This is a genomic window from bacterium (assembly GCA_024742285.1).
Classification (GTDB): domain Bacteria; phylum Myxococcota_A; class UBA9160; order UBA9160; family UBA4427; genus UBA4427.
On sequence record JANSYR010000003.1, the window covers coordinates 121,934 to 137,433 of the forward strand.

Here is a 15,500-nt window from a genome sequence, read left to right on the forward strand (position 1 = left end):
CGCGCGTCGCCTAGCGACTCACCGGCGGCTGCGGAGGCAGCCAACCGTCCAGTTCGATCTCGCGGTCCGGTCGATCGCGGCCCGTGTTCCAGATCCCATCGATCCGTCCGGACGTGGACCGGAGCTCACCGCTCCAGACGTCGTTGTCGACGACCATCGGCCGCAGCAGGATCACGAGCTCGGTCTGGCGGCTCGCGAGGCGCGAGTGCTCGAAGAGTCGTCCGAGCCAGGGGACCCGACTGATCCAGGGGATGCCCGAGGTCTCGTCGCGCGCGTTGCTCTGGATCAGTCCGCCGATCACGACGATCTGGCCCGATCGGGCGCGCACGATGCTGTCCGACTCGCGAATGGTAGAGAAGGCGAGGGGGAGCTCGAGGGTCTCGTCCGCGACCGTGAAGGACTTCGTCTGGTCCGTGACCTCGGTGATCGCGGGATGGACGTGGAGGATCACGTCGTCCGTGTCGCTGATCTGGGGCGTGACGTCGAGCGCGATCCCCGAGAAGAAGGGCGTGAGCGTCACGTTGGGGGTCGACGTGGTCGCGGTGCCCGTGACGGTGGTCGTCGAGACCTCGGTCACGAAGAACTCGTCGCTGCCGACCTTGATGACCGCCTTCTGGTTGTTGACGGTCGAGATCCGGGGATTGGAGAGGGTGCGGACCTTGCCCTGGGTCTCGAGCAGCTCGATGAATGCGCTGAACTTGTCCGCCTGGATCGCGAGCGAGAAGACACCGCCGAAGGCGCTTCCGGCGGTGCCGGCGAGCAGATCTTCGAGGGGCGGGCCGATGTTCTGGCTGCTTCCGCGGCTGTCGGAGAAGCCGTTCTCGAAGACGGAGCCGCCGCCGCTCTGGCCGATCACGGCGGAGTCTCCGTCGTGGGTCGCCATCTGTGCCCAGTTGATTCCGGACTGGAAGCCGTCGTTGAGCGTCACCTCGAGGATCTTGGCCTCGAGGATCACGACGCGGTTCAGGTTCGCTTCGGCGCGTCGGAGGTACTGCGAGACCTTTCCCTGCTCGGCCGGGAACGCTCGCACGACGAGCAGTCCCGCGTGCGGACTCGCGTAGACGGAGCGGCCTTCCCCCTCGCCTACGATCGACTGGACGCTCGCGACGATCTCGTTCCAGAGGTCGGTCTTGCTGCTGGTCTGAATGCGGCTCCCCGCGCCGCTCTCTCCGCTGGCCGAGCCCTGTAGCTGCCCGACGTCTCCGCCCACGACGTCCGAGATCTGCCCCGCGCTCACGCGCGTCTCGGAGGATCCGGATCGCTGCAGGTTCAGGTAGTCGAGATGGAAGACGCGCGTACGAAGGCCAGCGGGCAGGACCATGAAGCCCGTTCGGGTCTTCTCGTAGCCGTAGCCGTAGGCCTGCTGGAGGGTGTCGAGCACTTCTTCGACGGTCACGTCCCGGAGCGCCAGCGAGATCTCGCCGGCGACGCCCGGGGCGAGGGCGATGCTGTACGGCGTGCCTTCGACGAGGGACATGAAGAACTGTCGTGCTTCCGCGCGATCGACCGTGACGTCGAAGCGGGGTTCGTTCGTCGCCCCCGACTCCTCGCCGCGGAGCGCCAGGCTGAAGGACGGCATCAGGGATTCCCGGACTTCGTCGGGGAGCGCGGGCTCAGCCGGCGGCGGAGCCTCGGCGACGCCTTCGAACGGCTCCTCCTCCGGAGCTTCGGGGTTCGGCGTCGCGCAGCCCACGAGGAGCGCCGCGAGGACGAAGGTCGGCGAGAGGGCGCGTCGCATTCGCGATCGGATCCTGGGAACGGAGATCATGATTCGAATCCTTCGCGGCGCGCCGGCGGCGTTTCCACGGTTTCAGCGTTCCCCCGGTCCGGGGCGGCGACGAGCGGGGCGTCGTCTCGACCGGCCGCGCCTCGCTGGGTGCGTCGCTTGATTTCCACCGGGATCAGCTCGAGCTCGATCGTTCGACCCTGGCGTCGAAGCGTGACCCGATCTCCCTCGATCGAGACCACGCGGGCCGACAGCACGACGTCGCCCACGCCGACGCGCTGGTCGTTCACGATCGCGATCCGCCGCGAGTCCGCCTGGAAGACGGCCTGAAGCGAGAGCGCCTCGGACTCGCCGGATTCCGACGTCTCGACCGACGCCCCGAAGGCCGGCGGTCGTGTCGGGTCCGGGGTCGTGTCGGCCGCCGACGGAAGGGCGAAGGCCGCGGCCAGGGCGAGCAGCGCCAAGTTCAGCGTGATCGAGCGATCAGACACCGATCCATTCCTCCACTTCGCTCAGGGTGTGGAGGTCGATCGTGATGCGCGCGTGGGGGTACGCGATCACCTCGTACTCGAGTCGATCCCACAGGAGGTGCCAACGCGCGCGCTCCACCCGCTCGAGGTATTCGACGGTCGAAGCGAAATCGCCGACGAGCTCGACGTGCATGCCGTGGCGGTAGAGGCTCGTCGTCGCATCGAGGACACTCGGCTCCGCTTCGTCGAGAGCGCCGGAGCCCACGCGGTGCGGCGTTTCGCTCGCGACCCGGACGAGCTCGAGGCCGTCGCTCGAACGAAGCATCGCCTCGAGGACGGAGACGACGTCTTCGGGCGGGACGAGCTCGGAGACCTCGCTCGCGATGTCGCGGTTGACGGACTCGAGCGCCCCTTCGAGCACCTGACGTCGTTGGCGCCAGGCGATCTCGTCCGGGCTGAGCTCGACTCTGTCGAGCGTCTCACGTTTCTCCTCGAGCGACTCGATCTCCTGCCGGATCGACCTGGAGAGTTGCTCGGCCCGCTTGATCTCGGCCTCCGCGGGCTGGATCAGGACATTGTCGAAGAAGAGGACGAGGACCGCGACCGCGCCGATGCCCACCACCGCGCGCTCGCGAGTGGTGAGGGCCTGGAACTTCTCGTCGAGACGAAGGAACTCGCTCTGGAAGGTCTCGCGAAGCCGTCTCAAGACTCGCCCTCCCCGCCGTAGACACTCGGCTCGTCCCGGTTCTTCCCGGAGAGGTCCTCGCTCTGCGAATCGTCGAGGGTCGCGAGGCGAAAGGCGATCGCTGGGTCGCGCCCGTCGCGTCGTTCGAGCAGGAAGGTCCGGAACCGTCGATCCTCGAAGCCGGAATCGCTTCCGAGACGACGGAGGTATCTGGGAATCGCCTCGGGCGTGAGCGATTTCCCCTCGATCTCGATGGCGTCGCCGCCGCTGGAGAAGCGGATTCGCTGCAGCCAGATCGACTCGAGGTCCTGGCGGGCGAGTCCACCGAGGAGGTTCGAGAACGAAGCGTCGCGTCGAGAGGTTCGCTGGGTCATGTCACGGAGGATCGAACGCCGGGCATCGAGCTCGGCGCTCAAGGCCGCGATCTCGGCCTCGGGATCCGCCTCGACGCCGCCCGCGACGGCGGCGGAGACGCGCGCGTCGACCTCGGCCGCCAGGAGGTCACGCCGCGACTGCAGGGCAGAGACTTCGGTCTCGAGCAGCTCCGCTCGCCAGGTCGCGAGCCCCAGGTAGATCGAGAGCAGGACGAGCACCGCCGCGGCCATTCGCGCGACGGAGGCGATTCCGAATCCACCTCGTCGCTTGCGGAGGGTCGTGGGCAGGAGTGCGTCGCCGATCGGACTCATTGCCCCGGTCGTGCAGCCGGCGGCCATCGCGACGGACAGGTGGAGATCCGTGGGTACGTCGGAAGGCGCCGCGAAGTAGCTGTCGAACTCGAACCACTCGATCGCGAGCGGCCGGAGCGCTTCGCTGAGGATCGGAACGAGCGGTGAGGTGTCGACCGTCGAAGGCAGGAGGGTGAGTCGCGAGGCCGGTGCGAGCCCGTACTCGCTCTCGTAGTAGTCGAGGGATCGCTGGATGTCGAGGAGCAGGGGATCCACGCCTTCCATGACCTCGGGCGCCATCGAGTCGCCGGAGAGCGCGATCTGGGCTGCGCGGTCGATCGCATCGAGGTCGACGTGGAGGTTTCTTGCGAGATGGAGATCGCCGCCCTGGGCGATCGTGAGCACGCTCGCCTTCTCGTCCATTCGCAACATCGCGGATCCCGAGACGATCTCGGGCATCTGCTGCGCGAGGGCGACCATTGCCGTCTCGACCACGTCGAAGCCGATGGGCCGAAGTCCGGCATCCTGGATCGCCCGTGAGGCAGCGGCGACGAAGTCGCCCCGCGCGGCGATGACGAACATGTGCGGCGTGCGTCCCCGCCTGGATTCTTCGGGCAGCGTGAGGATCGCGAGCTCGGCGTCGTCGACGTCGAACTCGACGAGGTCCTTGACCAGCCACCGGGTCGCGTCGCTGAGGTCTTCGTCCGGGACGTTGGCCGGGCGTTCGACGAGGCGCAGGCTGTAGCCATCGGAGGCGATGACGATACGGCACGCGTGGCCTCGAAGGCCGTGGCGTTCGACGAAGTCGCGAAGCGGGAGCGCGAAGTCCTCGAGGGCTTCGTAGGCGATCGTCTCCCAGGCGAGGATCTGCGTGGGAGCGCCGAGGGTGGAGTCGACGTGGACGACGCAGATCTCCCGCGCGCCTACGAAGATGCCCACCGAGGCTGCTTCGAGGTCGCCGGATTCCTTCTTGCGCTTCCACCAGGCCAAGTCGCCTTCTCCCCCTCGACGTCGTGGAGCATCACGCGCTCCTCGGTCGCCGTGGGCTCCCTGCAGCGATCGCGCAATCGATGCGCTGGCCGCGTGCAATGGAGCTGGACTCTTTGGCTGTTAACGGAAGCTGCGCGCGAAAGTTGAGAAAGGGTCGCTGGCGCGCGCCTCGTCTGCGCACGAAGCCGGGGCATTCCGCCACGAAGCGGGGTGGGGACTCCAGGCGCGCTTCCGGATCGACCGGATCGCGTCTGCCGAGAACACCCCCGGCCGACTCGGGTCGCACCCCTAGCGGAGCGGGCTGCCCTCGACGAAGCGCACGGCCTTCTTGCGCTCGCCCGACTCGGAGAACGTCAGCAGCCAGCCGTGCTGAAGGCCCGCGTCGAACTCGGCCTGCGCGCGTACGGCGCCGGACGGATGGAAGCGTGTCCACACGCCGATCCGGAGACCCTCGTGGTACTCGCCGACCTGCTCGGGCTTGCCATTCGCGAAGTAGCGCGCGTACCAGCCGTGGCGCAGGCCGCCGTTCCCGGCGCGCTGTTGGCACCATTCCTCTTCGCCCGTCTCGCCGGCGCGCGTGCGCAGCTCGGTTCCTTCCGGACAGGCGTCGGCGACCTGGACGGCGAAGGGCCGGAGCGGCGCGCCCTCGGCCAGAGGTGCCGCGGCGGCGGGGGCGTCGGAGCCGCCAGACGTGCGCGCGGACCTCTTCGAGCCGAGGACGAGGGATCCTGATCTCGACGCGCCGTCGGCGTCGGGCGAGTCGAGGCTCGCTTCGAGTCGGTTCAGATGGTGGGCCAGCTCTTCGTAGGTCTGGCGGTCGAGGTCGGCGTGCAGTCCTTCGAGATCGGCGCGGAGGCTTCGGACCAGGGCGAGGGCGTCCATCCGGTCGTCGTCCATCGCGGCGGGGGCGAGCAGGGCATCGAGCTGTTCGAAGCGCCCCTTCAGCTCGAAGAGCGCGTGGATCGTCCGGTCGTTCTGCCGCCGGGGGAGGGCCTCCTGCGGCGGCCTCTCGGCGAGCTCGGAGGGGAGCGCCGTCGGCGCGGGGCCCTCGATGGCCCCGTCGAAAGCACCGTCGGACTCCATCGCCTCGAGCTCCGCCATCTGCGCCGCCATCGCGGCCTCGCCCCACTCGGCCAGCATCCCTTCGAACGCTTCCTCGTCGACGTGGTGGGCGAGGTAGACGCCGGGCAGGATCAACGCGAGGGAGAGAACGGCCGCGGCGACGAGGCCGCCGCGATGTGGCCGGGCCCAGCCGTCGTGGAAGGCGAGCACCCAGGTCGCGATGACGTTCAGGAGGGGAAGGGCGAGGAGCAGGCCGAAGACCGGCGGCAGCGCGCGCCGATCCGCGAGGCGCCATCCGAGCCAGCCCGAGAAGCCCAGGAAATAGAGGTCGACCACCCAGGTCGAATAGGCCCCGATCAGGGTGGCGAGGGGGCCTTCGCCCAGCGCACCACTCGCGAAGCCCGTCAGGACCGCAGACAGAACGACCGCGGCGCTCAGCACGACGACCTGCCAGACGGTGCCGCCCGCAGCCCAGATCATCGGGATGAACTGGAGGCCCGGGATCCAGGCGAGGACCTCCGCCGTGTCGGACTGGTCCGTCTTCCGCGCGATCACGGACGTGGGGTGGCCCATCACGCAGAGGGAGAAGACGAGGACGGCGATGACGACGGTGATCACGATTCCCATGCAGGGGACATCGGCAACACAGATGTAGGATTTTAACACCATTTCGGTGGTTTGGAGTGATCGCGCGGTCCTGTGCGGAATGTTGCATTGAAAATGAAAACCGCTTTCGTTAAAACCGGGGCCCGCCTGAAAACGACTTTCAATTCCGATCCTGAACCGGAGATTCCATGAACCGCCCGATGTCCTCTTTCGTGGGCAGCAGCTGGGCCGCCCTCGCGGCCTTCCTGCTGATCGCGATCACGAATCCTGCCCTTGCCGAAGGCGAAGCCGACGAGGCTTCGAACGAAGCCACCGACAGCGAACGCCTCGAAGTCGTCGAAGCCAAGGTCGATGCGCTGACCGACGAGGTCGGCCGACTCGAGTCGATCTTCGCCGTTCCCGAGGAGCTCGAGTTCGAGTCCTTCAGCGGCCTCGGCCCCGCTGCGTCGAAGGTCTACAAGCGCGAGTCCGGTCTCTCGATCGGCGGCTACGGCGAGACCCGCCTGCGGACGTTCCACGGCCAGGGCGACGACAACGAGAACGACGTCTTCGATTCCCTCCGCGCAGTCCTGTACGTCGGCTACAAGTTCAACGACAAGTGGGTGTTCAACTCCGAGCTCGAGTTCGAACACGCCGGAACCGGCGGCGGCGGCTCCGTCTCGACGGAATTCGCGACGATCGACTACCTCCACCGCGACGAGTTCAACGTCCGTGCCGGCGTGTTGCTCATCCCGATGGGCTTCGTGAACGAGATCCACGAACCGAACTTCTTCTACGGCGCGGAGCGTCCCGAGGTCGAGCGACAGATCATGCCGTCGACCTGGCGCGAGAACGGTGCGGGCATCTTCGGCACGATCGCCGACCGCGTGCACTACCGCATCTACGTCGTGAATGGCCTCGACGGCGAGGGCTTCGACGAGGGCGGCCTCCGCGGCGGCCGGCAGAGGGCCAGCCGAGCCCTCTCCGACGACTTCGCCTTCGTGGGTCGCGTCGACGTCGACGTGACCGACGGGCTTCTGGTCGGTGGCTCGGTCTACGCGGGCCAGAGCGGCCAGGAGCAGCGTTCCGGCGGTTCGGCCCCGGTCGTGGGTGAGCTCCTGCCGGACCTGATGACGCACATCTACGAGATCCACGCCCAGTACAAGGGCAACGGGTTCAGCTTCCGCGGCCTCTGGAGCGAGGCCTTCATCGACGAGGCCGGCGCCCACAACCGCATCCTGGGCAGCGGACTCGCCTCCCGGATGCAGGGCTGGTACGTCGAGGGCGGGTACGACATCCTTCCGCTCTTCTGCGACACCAAACAGACCCTCGAACCCTTCTTCCGGTTCTCCCAGCTGGACACCCAGCACAAGACGCCTGACGGGGTGATCCGGGACGCGACCCGGGACGTGAACATCTATACCGCAGGCCTCCACTACCGGCCGATTCCGCAGGTCGTCTTCAAGCTGGACTACCGGCGCTTCGACCAGCGAAGCGGGTCTCGCGCGAACGAGGTACAAGCGCTCGTTGGCTACGTCTTCTAGTCGGAAATCGACACCGGTTCGGCCGGTACTCGGGAACGATTCGTTTCCCGTGAGCGCCCCGCCCGTCCTCCGGAATGCCGGACGGGTGGGGCGGCTCGCGTTTCTGCTCGGCGTGTTCGTCGCGGCGCTCGTGCCGACCCTCGCGTCGGCGAAGGTCTTCGTGAGCCAGAACCAGGCGCTGCGCGAAGCATTTCCCGACGCGACCCGGATCGAGCGCGAGACGAAGGTCCTCGTCGGGGCCGACTTCGACCGGATCAAGGATCTCACGAAGGACGACCGTCCGGCGAAGGTGATCGTCCTTCACACCGCCTGGCGCGACGACACCGTCCTCGGCTACGCGCACATCGACGTGCACAACGTGCGGACGAAGCCGGAGGCCTTCATGGTCGTGCTGACGCCCGACGGCATCGTGCGGAGCGTGCGCGTGCTCGCCTTTCACGAGCCCCTCGACTATCTGCCCACGGATCGCTGGTACGCCCAGTTCCAGGGCAAGACCCGGGAAGACCGCATGCGGGTCGGTGGCGACATCCACGGGGTGGTCGGCGCCACGCTGTCCGCCCAGGCGGCGTCGGATGGCGTGCGTCGCATGCTCGCGTACTTCGAGGTGCTCCTGAAGGCCGAGCCCATGGCGGCGGTGACGGAGGCGGCGCTCGTGCCTTCCGCCGATGCCGCCGATGAAGCGGCGCCGGTGGAACCCTAGACTCCGATTTTCGAGGGGAAACCGTGCGATTCACCGTCACCGGCGAGTGGGACCACAATCGACTGCTCCAGGTCGTGGTCGTGCTCTATTGCTTCTTCGTGATCCTGCTCTGGTTCACGAACTGGATGCTCTACTTCGACGCGATGGATCTCACGACGGCCTCCGTCGTCGATCACTATCTCGGCAACGAAGAAGAGTTTCGTTCGCCGCGGACGTATCGCGGGATGGTCGAGCTCGCCCATTTCCATCTCTTCGCAATGGGGATGCTGATGATGGTGCTCACGCACCTCGCGCTCTTCGTGCCCGTAGGCGCGCCGCTCAAGATCGCGCTGATCGTCGTCCCCTTCTTCTCGGCGCTCGCCTCCGAGGGCGCGGGTTGGCTCGTCCGCTACGGAGGCGCCGGATTCGCATGGACGAAGATCGCGGGGGTGCTGCTCCTTCAAGGCAGCCTCGCGGCGCTCGTTGCGATCGCCCTGTGGTCCGTCTTCGCCGGGAACCAGGGGGCGAACTACAGCGACTCGGACGATGACGACGACTGGGACTGATCCTCGGTCGCGGCGCTGCCTTCGGCGAGGTCGCTTTCTGGCGGTCGCAGCGCTCGCGTTGGGCTGCTGTGCCTGCGTCGCTCCGAGCTTCCAGTTCGACCTGCGCGAAGAGCGGGTCGTCGTCTCGGATGGATGGCTCGCGATGGGGACGTTCTTCGACGTCGATCTGCGCGTGCCACCGTCGCGAGTCGACGAGGCGCGTGCCTGGCTCGACGCCCAGCGTCAGGAGATCGCCCGTCGGGAAGCGATCTATTCCCGATACGATCCGCAGAGCGAGCTCTCGCAGCTGAACGCCGCATTGGCCGATGAGCGTGTCCTGCGCGACGGCGCCCGCGCCGGCCCCGAGCTCGAGGCGATCCTCTACGAGGCCCTCGAGGTCTGGGAGGGGAGCGCCGGAGCCTTCGATCCGACGGTCGGCCCCTTGATCGACCTCTGGGCCGACGCCGCCCTTCGAGGCGAATTCCCGGGACTCGACCGGATTCGCGAGACGCGCCGGCGCGTCGGGGCGCAGAGTCTTCTGTTGCCGGGAGACGGCGTGGTCGGCGTGACCGTCGAGGACGTCCAGATCGATCTCGATGGACTCGCGAAGGGCGTGACCCTCGACCGGATCGGCGCGGATTTCCGCGCCGTCTTCCCGAGTTCGGCTGCGCTCTTCAGCTTCGGCGAGAGCAGCGTCTACGCAGTCGGCGATCCAGAGGGCCGACCGCGCGGCGGCGGCTGGCGTCTCGAAGTCCGGTCACGGGATGACCGCGGGACCCGACTCTCGACGATCCAGCTCCGCGACCTCGCCCTCTCGGTCAGCTCGAGCCTCGGGCGGACCAGCGAGATCGGCGACGCGCGTATCTCCCATGTGGTGGATCCGCGCACGGCGGTCACGGTCGAGGGGACCGTCGAGGCGGTCGTCGTCTCTCCGCGCGCAGGCCTCGCCGACGGGTGGAGCACTGCTCTTCTGGTCCTGGGGGCCCAACGCGAGTCGATGCGACTCGTCGAACGGGCGGAGCTCGAGGCCTACGTCTTCGAGCAGGCGGGCCGCATCGCGGCGACCGACGGCTGGGAGGCGCTCGAAGCGGAACGCGCGCCCGACGCTCCGGTGGAGGCCGGGCCGGGCATCACCCCGGTCGGGTTCGAGTAGGCCCTGTCGATCAGTCCTGGGGGCCGTCCGCGAGCGCGCAGTCGCGGCGCGCTTCCTCGGTGCACGTGCAGGCGCGACCGGTCCCACCGCAGGACCCCTTCAGCTCTCGATTCGAGAAGATCACGCCGACTGCCATGGCAGCCATGGCGAGGCCGAAGAAGAGGGCGGTGGCGAGGAAGGTTTCCATGGACGGGGGCTCCCTGGGGACGTGCCGACGAACTATAGCCGACGGAGCGAGGAGGACGCGGAAGCACGCTCGGCGCCGGCTCAGCGGGCCTCCAGGTATTCGACCAATGCGCGCGCATTGTTGAGGTCGCGTTCCCGGGAGCCGAAGACGATCGAGTTCCGCCCCGGGACGAGCTCGGCGCGTAGGGCGTCGACCGCCTCCGGCCGGGCGTCGAGCTCCGCGAAGTAGCGCTCCCGGAAGCGCTCCCACTTCTCGGGATCGTGCTGGTACCACTTTCGAAGTGCATCCGAGGGGGCCGCGTCCTTCGCCCAGTAGTCGATCCGGGCCTTCTCCCGGGAGAGGCCGCGGGGCCAGAGCCGGTCGATCAGGATCCGCTTTCCATCGTCGTCGGACGCCGGCTCGTAGACGCGCTTCGTCACCAGCTCGATTCGCTTCGAGCGCGCGGTCATCGTCGCTCTCCTCGACCCGTTGGCGAGGATCCGTCTTCGCTGCGCCGAGGGACGCCGCGCGGGAAGGTCGGGAGCCGGGTCACCAGCGCGTACCAGGGGGCCGACTCCTCGGTCCAGATGTGGACGAGCGGTCGGGCCCCGGGGTCTCCGTCCAGGCTGCCGACCCGCAGAATCAGCTCGTCCTGGTCGTCCCAGGCGGCGAAGAGCTTCGCGCCGCAATGGCCGCAGAAGTGGCGCTTCTTGCCGGGCGACGATTCCCAGGCGCGCAGGGAGGCTTCGCCGCGCTGCCACCGGACGGCGTCGCGCGGGAGGCGCGCCGTCGTCGCGAACGCACCGCCCTCCGCCTTCTGGCACGTGCGACAATGGCAGAAGCCGATCGGGCCGAGGGGCCCCTCGATCGTGTAGCGGACGGCGCCGCAGAGGCAGCCGCCTTCGAGGCGTTCGCTGGACATGACGGTCCCCGGGCGTGCGCCGCCAGCCTAGCAAGCCTGTCCCCTGGATCGCGTATCCTGTCGGCAGAGAAATGGTTCGGGAGCGCGGACGATGAAGCGGGACGTCGAAACGCCGAAGGCCTACCTCGACCAGCTCGAGGGCGACCAGCTGGCCCTCGTGAAGGCGCTGCGAAAGGCGATCCGCCGGGCGATGCCCCGCTTCGACGAAGGGCTTCGCTACGGGATGCTCGACTATCCCGGGCTGGCGAACGTCGCGGCGCAGAAGCGGTACGTCGCGCTCTACGTCGCGCCGGAGATCCTGAAGAAGCACCGGGCGGCGTTCGCGGGCGTCGATGCCGGCAAGAGCTGCCTGCGTTTCACGAAGCCGGAGCAGGCCGACCCCGCGGCCCTCGACGCCCTCCTCGAGGAAGTCTGGGCCTGGCGCCGAGCGAAGGACGACTGATCAGGGTCGCAGCCGCGATTGGCGCAGGATCCAGGGCTGGGAACGTACCTCGTCGTAGTCGCCGTCGTGGATCTCGAAGCCGGCCCGCGCGAGTCGTTCGTCGAAATCGTCCTCGCTCCAGTAGTGGAACCAACGGGGCTCGCCGTAGCGTGCGTCCTCCCACTCGTCGCCGGTGCCACCCTTGACCGACGTATGCAGCCAGCCGCCCGGCCGCAGGATCCGGGCGATCTCGGCGAGGGCAAGGTCGACCTCGTCGGGCCAGAGGTGGAGCAGCGAGGCATTCACCCAGGCGCCCCCGAAGGCATCGTCGACGAAGGGAAGCCAGCGGAGGTCGCCCTGAACCCGCGGACCTTCGAAGTCCGCGAGTCCCGCGCGGAGCATGCCCAGCGAGAAGTCCATCGACACGGTCTCGACGCCGAGCCCTCGAAGCGCGATCGAGTCCCGCCCGGGGCCGCAACCGAGATCCGCGACCCGAGCCCCGCGCCCGACCCGACGGACGAGCGCTTCGGTCCAGGGCTCGCTGAAGGTCGGATCGCTCGCCTTCGCGCGAAAGGCCTCGGCGATCCGGTCGTAGGTGGCGCGGTTGCGCCTCGCGGTGTCGTCGTCGGTGGTCAGAACGTCGTGATCGCCCAGATCGAGGCGACGATGGTGGTGATCGCGGTGCCCCCGGCACCGATCGTCCTGAGGACGTTGTTCGATCCATCTCCCTTCATGCCGAAGGCATGGCAGGCGCGGAAGACGACGACGGCGACGCCGAGACCGTGGATCACGTTGCCGGGCGTGCGGTTCATCTCGAGCAGCGCCATCAGGATCAGGAGCAGCGGCACCGTCTCGACGAAATTCGCGTGCCGTCGCATGGCGACCCGAAGATCCGTTCGTCCGCCGTCGCCGAGGGCGACGCCGTTCTCGCCCCCGCGCAGCCGACCGGCTGCGGCCGAGATCACGAACGCCATCAGGCCGAGGAATCCCGCATAGAGCGCGGTGATGGTGGGCATCGCGACGAGCTCGGGCATGGCATCAGCCTCCAGTCCTTCGATGAACGAGAGCGTAGCGGTTGGTCAAGCCTCGCGAATGCCAGGCCGTTTCGCGTCTTCGTCGCGGACGGAGCGCCGGGGTGCGCGCATGCACGCGTTGACATTCGAGCCCGGTCGCGACAGAATGCCGCCCGAAGACGCTGAAGAGAGGAGGCATGGATGCCGACCCACACCGTTCCGAGCATCGCCCTTGTGCCCCCGCGCCGCCTTCGGATCCCCGAATAGCGACCGGCCCAGAATCGAACGCTCTCGAGTGAAGTGAGCTCCGTGCTGCGATGAAGTAGCCGGGTCTCCTTCGCCGCAGCCGTCGTGCTCGCACGACGTGCAGCGTCCGGTCCTCATCTTCGATCCGCGCGGCGCACGCCCAAGCCCTTTCCCCCTGCTTGGAACCCGCTTTCGCGTGACGGCGCGGAGGCCTTGCGCGCAGGCGTACCTCCACGCCTGGCGATCGACGTGCGACGCGCACGTTGAGAGACGAGGATCTCGTGAGTCGACGAAACCGTCGCGGACGCCGCGATGTTTCTACGGACTTCTTCTGCAAGCGTTGCCGCCTTTCGATGTCGGGCAGCGCACCTGGAACCGATCATCGAAACCACTGTTCTCAGTGCCTCTGGAGTCGTCACGTCGACGAACGTCCCGGAGACCGGAGATCGGACTGCCGCGGCGGAATGGAGCCGATCGCGATCTGGGTCCGGCCGGACGGGGAGTGGGCGATCGTGCACCGATGTGCGACGTGTCACGTCGTCCGTGTGAATCGGATCGCCGGGGACGACAACGAGCACGCATTGGCTTCGCTCGCCGCTCGTCCGATCGCGCTCCCCCCGTTTCCGCTCGATCGGCGCCCCGTCCCTGTGCGATTTCGCGAGGAGGAGGACTAGTCGTCCAGCTCGGCGATCTGCTTCTGCGAAGCGTCGGCGCGCCACGCGGCCTCGAAGATCGCCCGCGCCTGGCTCTTCTCGAGCTTCGACGTCCGCGCGAGGACCCAGGGGTACCCCTCGTAGTGGTCCGTGATGTAGAAGACCTTCGGGTCCATCTCGATCAGCGCTTCCTGCTCGTCGAGGCTCGCGACCTTCATCACGAGCGCCGGCTCCTTCTGATGGACCCGGACGAGGAGCTTCTTGCGGACCTTGAAAGCCGGCGTGCCGTAGGAGGAGCCCTCCTCCACGCCCGGATACGAGAGGAAGAGCTCGCGCAGCTTCTCGAAGGTCAACGCGGTCCTTCCGAGGCGCTCGCGAAGAGCGCGAGCACGCGATGGCCGAAGACGAGGGCCGCAATCACGACCGCAGCGATGGCCGCGATCAGCACGGCGCCCGCGGCGACGTCCTTCGCGCGCCCGATCTCCTCGTTGTGGTCCGGCGAGACCGCGTCGCCGATCGCTTCGATCGCGGTGTTGACCGCTTCGAGAGAGAGGACCGCGGCCATCGTCAGAACGAGGATCATCCACTCGATCCGCGGCAGATCGAGGGCGAGACCGCCGGCGATGACGAGGATCGCGCTCGCCAGGTGGAAGCGCGCGTTCGGCTCGGTTCGGAGCATCGAACCGAGCCCGCGGAAGGCGTTTCCGAAGGTGCGAGCGGACGGGATGAGTCTCGCCATTCGAAGAGCGTAGCGGGTCCGCGATCACGACCCACGCGGGGATCAGGGGGTCGGCGGGGCCGGGTCGATCGTCGGTGGGAAGAGCGCGTTGCTCTTCGCCTCGATCACGTCGCCTTCGCCGCGGACGAGGATGAGCGCGGCGATGTCCCACTCCTCCGTGAGGGCGAGGCCGTCCTCCTCGCCGATCACCATGAGCGCGGTCGCCCAGGCATCGGCCTCCGCCGCGGAGGTGGCGATCACCGTCGTCGCCGCGGGTCCGTTCTCGACGGGGCGCCCGGTCCGCGGATCGATCGTGTGGGAGATGCGGCGCCCGTCTTCGCGATAGAAGATCCGGTAGTCGCCGGAGCTGGCCATGCCCTGATTCGAGAGCTCGACGATCGACTGGATCGCTCTGCCTTCGTCGAGCGGCTTTTCGATCGCCAGCCGCCAGGGCCCCCCACCCGGCCGCTCACCGGCGGCATAGACCTCGCCCCCGATCTCGACCATGAAGTCTTCGCGACCGAGGTCGAGGAGGCCGTCGGCGACGAAATCGACTCCATAGCCCTTGGCGATCGACGAGAGGTCGATCTCGAGGGCGGGGTCGGCCTTCCGGAGGAAGCCTCGCCCGCCGACGGTGCCGCGCCCGACCCTGAGGAGCCGCGCGCCCATGTGGCCGAGGGCTTCGTGGATCTCTTCTTCGGTCGGCGGCTGGCCGACGCGCGCGCCCTGACCGAAGCCCCAGAGCGCGACGAGCGGACCAACGGAGATGTCGTAGGCACCGCCCGTCCATTTGCCGAGCTCGACGGCGAACGCGACGAGGCTTGCGGTCTCGTAGGCGACCGGGAAGGGGTCGGTCGAAGCGTGGGCGTTGAAGCGCGAGACCTCGGAGTCCGGATTCCAGTTCGACATCCATCCGTCGATCCGGGCCAGTCGCTCCTCGGCCATCGCCGCGACGTCCCGCTTGATCCGCCCGCCGAGTCCCTCGCCGGCGACCCGGATCTGGTAGGTCGTTCCCATCGTCTCTCCCGTCACGACGATCACGTCCGGGGCGGCGGGATCGTCGGCGAACCAGAGTCGGTGGACGGAGAGTGCACCGAGCAGCACGAAGGCGATCGCGATCATACGAAGCGTATGCGCGTCGAGGACGAGTCGCGGAGGAGGCATGGGTGGAGTCTCGCTCGGGGTGCCCGGAAGAGAAAGGGCGGATCCGATCGAATCGGATCCGCCCCTTCCGGACTCCAGTGTCGTCGACGGGTC

The 15,500-nt window shown here is 68.1% G+C and carries 19 protein-coding genes; 6 read left to right on the forward strand and 13 right to left on the reverse strand.

The window, feature by feature from the left end:
* Window positions 1-10: 10 nt before the first annotated feature.
* The 5 genes from mshL to NXI30_07005 all read right to left on the reverse strand — a co-directional run bounded on the left by mshL (window position 11) and on the right by NXI30_07005 (window position 6,225).
* Window positions 11-1,738 (reverse strand): pilus (MSHA type) biogenesis protein MshL, encoded by a 1,728-nt coding sequence (mshL, locus tag NXI30_06985; protein ID MCR9093942.1) that lies wholly within the window; start codon window positions 1,736-1,738, stop codon window positions 11-13.
* A 26-nt stretch (window positions 1,739-1,764) separates the two neighbouring features.
* A complete protein-coding gene (locus NXI30_06990; protein ID MCR9093943.1) occupies window positions 1,765-2,217 on the reverse strand; it encodes a hypothetical protein in 453 nt (150 codons plus the stop codon).
* Window positions 2,210-2,902: a type II secretion system protein M gene (locus tag NXI30_06995; GenBank protein MCR9093944.1), complete on the reverse strand. Its 693-nt coding sequence runs from the start codon at window positions 2,900-2,902 to the stop codon at window positions 2,210-2,212. Before NXI30_06995 ends, NXI30_06990 begins: the two co-directional genes overlap by 8 nt.
* The gene (locus NXI30_07000) at window positions 2,899-4,536 is read right to left on the reverse strand and encodes a PilN domain-containing protein (protein MCR9093945.1); all 1,638 of its coding nucleotides are present in this window, start codon (window positions 4,534-4,536) and stop codon (window positions 2,899-2,901) included. The genes NXI30_06995 and NXI30_07000 overlap by 4 nt, the downstream gene beginning before the upstream one ends.
* A 288-nt stretch (window positions 4,537-4,824) precedes the next feature.
* The gene (locus NXI30_07005) at window positions 4,825-6,225 is read right to left on the reverse strand and encodes a hypothetical protein (GenBank protein ID MCR9093946.1); all 1,401 of its coding nucleotides are present in this window, start codon (window positions 6,223-6,225) and stop codon (window positions 4,825-4,827) included.
* Between the two features lie 167 nt (window positions 6,226-6,392).
* Here NXI30_07005 and NXI30_07010 point away from each other — a divergent pair, with 167 nt between their 5' ends.
* From NXI30_07010 to NXI30_07025, 4 genes are read left to right on the forward strand one after another with little or no spacing between them, the layout of a single operon-like run.
* Window positions 6,393-7,727, forward strand: a complete 1,335-nt coding sequence (locus tag NXI30_07010; protein MCR9093947.1) for a hypothetical protein — start codon at window positions 6,393-6,395, stop codon at window positions 7,725-7,727.
* A gap of 49 nt (window positions 7,728-7,776) precedes the next feature.
* Complete coding sequence (locus NXI30_07015) at window positions 7,777-8,427, forward strand: FMN-binding protein (GenBank protein ID MCR9093948.1); 651 nt, start codon at window positions 7,777-7,779, stop codon at window positions 8,425-8,427.
* Between the two features lie 23 nt (window positions 8,428-8,450).
* The gene (locus NXI30_07020; GenBank protein MCR9093949.1) at window positions 8,451-8,972 is read left to right on the forward strand and encodes a hypothetical protein; all 522 of its coding nucleotides are present in this window, start codon (window positions 8,451-8,453) and stop codon (window positions 8,970-8,972) included.
* Window positions 8,953-10,104 (forward strand): FAD:protein FMN transferase, encoded by a 1,152-nt coding sequence (locus tag NXI30_07025; protein MCR9093950.1) that lies wholly within the window; start codon window positions 8,953-8,955, stop codon window positions 10,102-10,104. Before NXI30_07020 ends, NXI30_07025 begins: the two co-directional genes overlap by 20 nt.
* Window positions 10,105-10,114: 10 nt before the next feature.
* Here the strand turns inward: NXI30_07025 and NXI30_07030 are convergent, their stop codons facing one another.
* From NXI30_07030 to NXI30_07040, 3 genes are all read right to left on the reverse strand, one after another.
* Window positions 10,115-10,291 (reverse strand): DUF539 domain-containing protein, encoded by a 177-nt coding sequence (locus NXI30_07030; GenBank protein MCR9093951.1) that lies wholly within the window; start codon window positions 10,289-10,291, stop codon window positions 10,115-10,117.
* An 80-nt stretch (window positions 10,292-10,371) separates the two neighbouring features.
* On the reverse strand, window positions 10,372-10,740 hold the full coding sequence (locus NXI30_07035; protein MCR9093952.1) for a DUF488 family protein: 369 nt from the start codon (window positions 10,738-10,740) through the stop codon (window positions 10,372-10,374).
* Entirely contained in the window at window positions 10,737-11,192 is a 456-nt protein-coding gene (locus NXI30_07040) for a GFA family protein (GenBank protein MCR9093953.1), read from the reverse strand. Before NXI30_07040 ends, NXI30_07035 begins: the two co-directional genes overlap by 4 nt.
* A gap of 91 nt (window positions 11,193-11,283) precedes the next feature.
* Between NXI30_07040 and NXI30_07045 the strand changes: the two genes are divergently transcribed.
* A complete protein-coding gene (locus NXI30_07045) occupies window positions 11,284-11,634 on the forward strand; it encodes a DUF1801 domain-containing protein (GenBank protein MCR9093954.1) in 351 nt (116 codons plus the stop codon).
* On the opposite strand, the gene NXI30_07050 is transcribed toward NXI30_07045, so the two are convergent.
* Window positions 11,635-12,198, reverse strand: a complete 564-nt coding sequence (locus NXI30_07050; protein ID MCR9093955.1) for a class I SAM-dependent methyltransferase — start codon at window positions 12,196-12,198, stop codon at window positions 11,635-11,637.
* Between the two features lie 47 nt (window positions 12,199-12,245).
* A complete protein-coding gene (locus NXI30_07055; protein ID MCR9093956.1) occupies window positions 12,246-12,647 on the reverse strand; it encodes an MAPEG family protein in 402 nt (133 codons plus the stop codon).
* A 506-nt stretch (window positions 12,648-13,153) separates the two neighbouring features.
* Between NXI30_07055 and NXI30_07060 the strand changes: the two genes are divergently transcribed.
* A complete protein-coding gene (locus tag NXI30_07060; GenBank protein MCR9093957.1) occupies window positions 13,154-13,546 on the forward strand; it encodes an RNHCP domain-containing protein in 393 nt (130 codons plus the stop codon).
* Here NXI30_07060 and NXI30_07065 read toward each other — a convergent pair.
* Genes NXI30_07065 through NXI30_07075 form a run of 3 tightly spaced genes read right to left on the reverse strand, consistent with a single transcriptional unit; the run spans window position 13,543 to window position 15,407 of the window.
* A complete protein-coding gene (locus tag NXI30_07065; protein ID MCR9093958.1) occupies window positions 13,543-13,878 on the reverse strand; it encodes an MmcQ/YjbR family DNA-binding protein in 336 nt (111 codons plus the stop codon). The genes NXI30_07060 and NXI30_07065 overlap by 4 nt on opposite strands.
* Window positions 13,875-14,264, reverse strand: coding sequence for a diacylglycerol kinase family protein (locus tag NXI30_07070; GenBank protein ID MCR9093959.1), 390 nt, complete (start codon window positions 14,262-14,264; stop codon window positions 13,875-13,877). The genes NXI30_07065 and NXI30_07070 overlap by 4 nt, the downstream gene beginning before the upstream one ends.
* 42 nt (window positions 14,265-14,306) lie before the next feature.
* Window positions 14,307-15,407, reverse strand: a complete 1,101-nt coding sequence (locus NXI30_07075; GenBank protein ID MCR9093960.1) for an FAD:protein FMN transferase — start codon at window positions 15,405-15,407, stop codon at window positions 14,307-14,309.
* Window positions 15,408-15,500 lie beyond the last annotated feature (93 nt).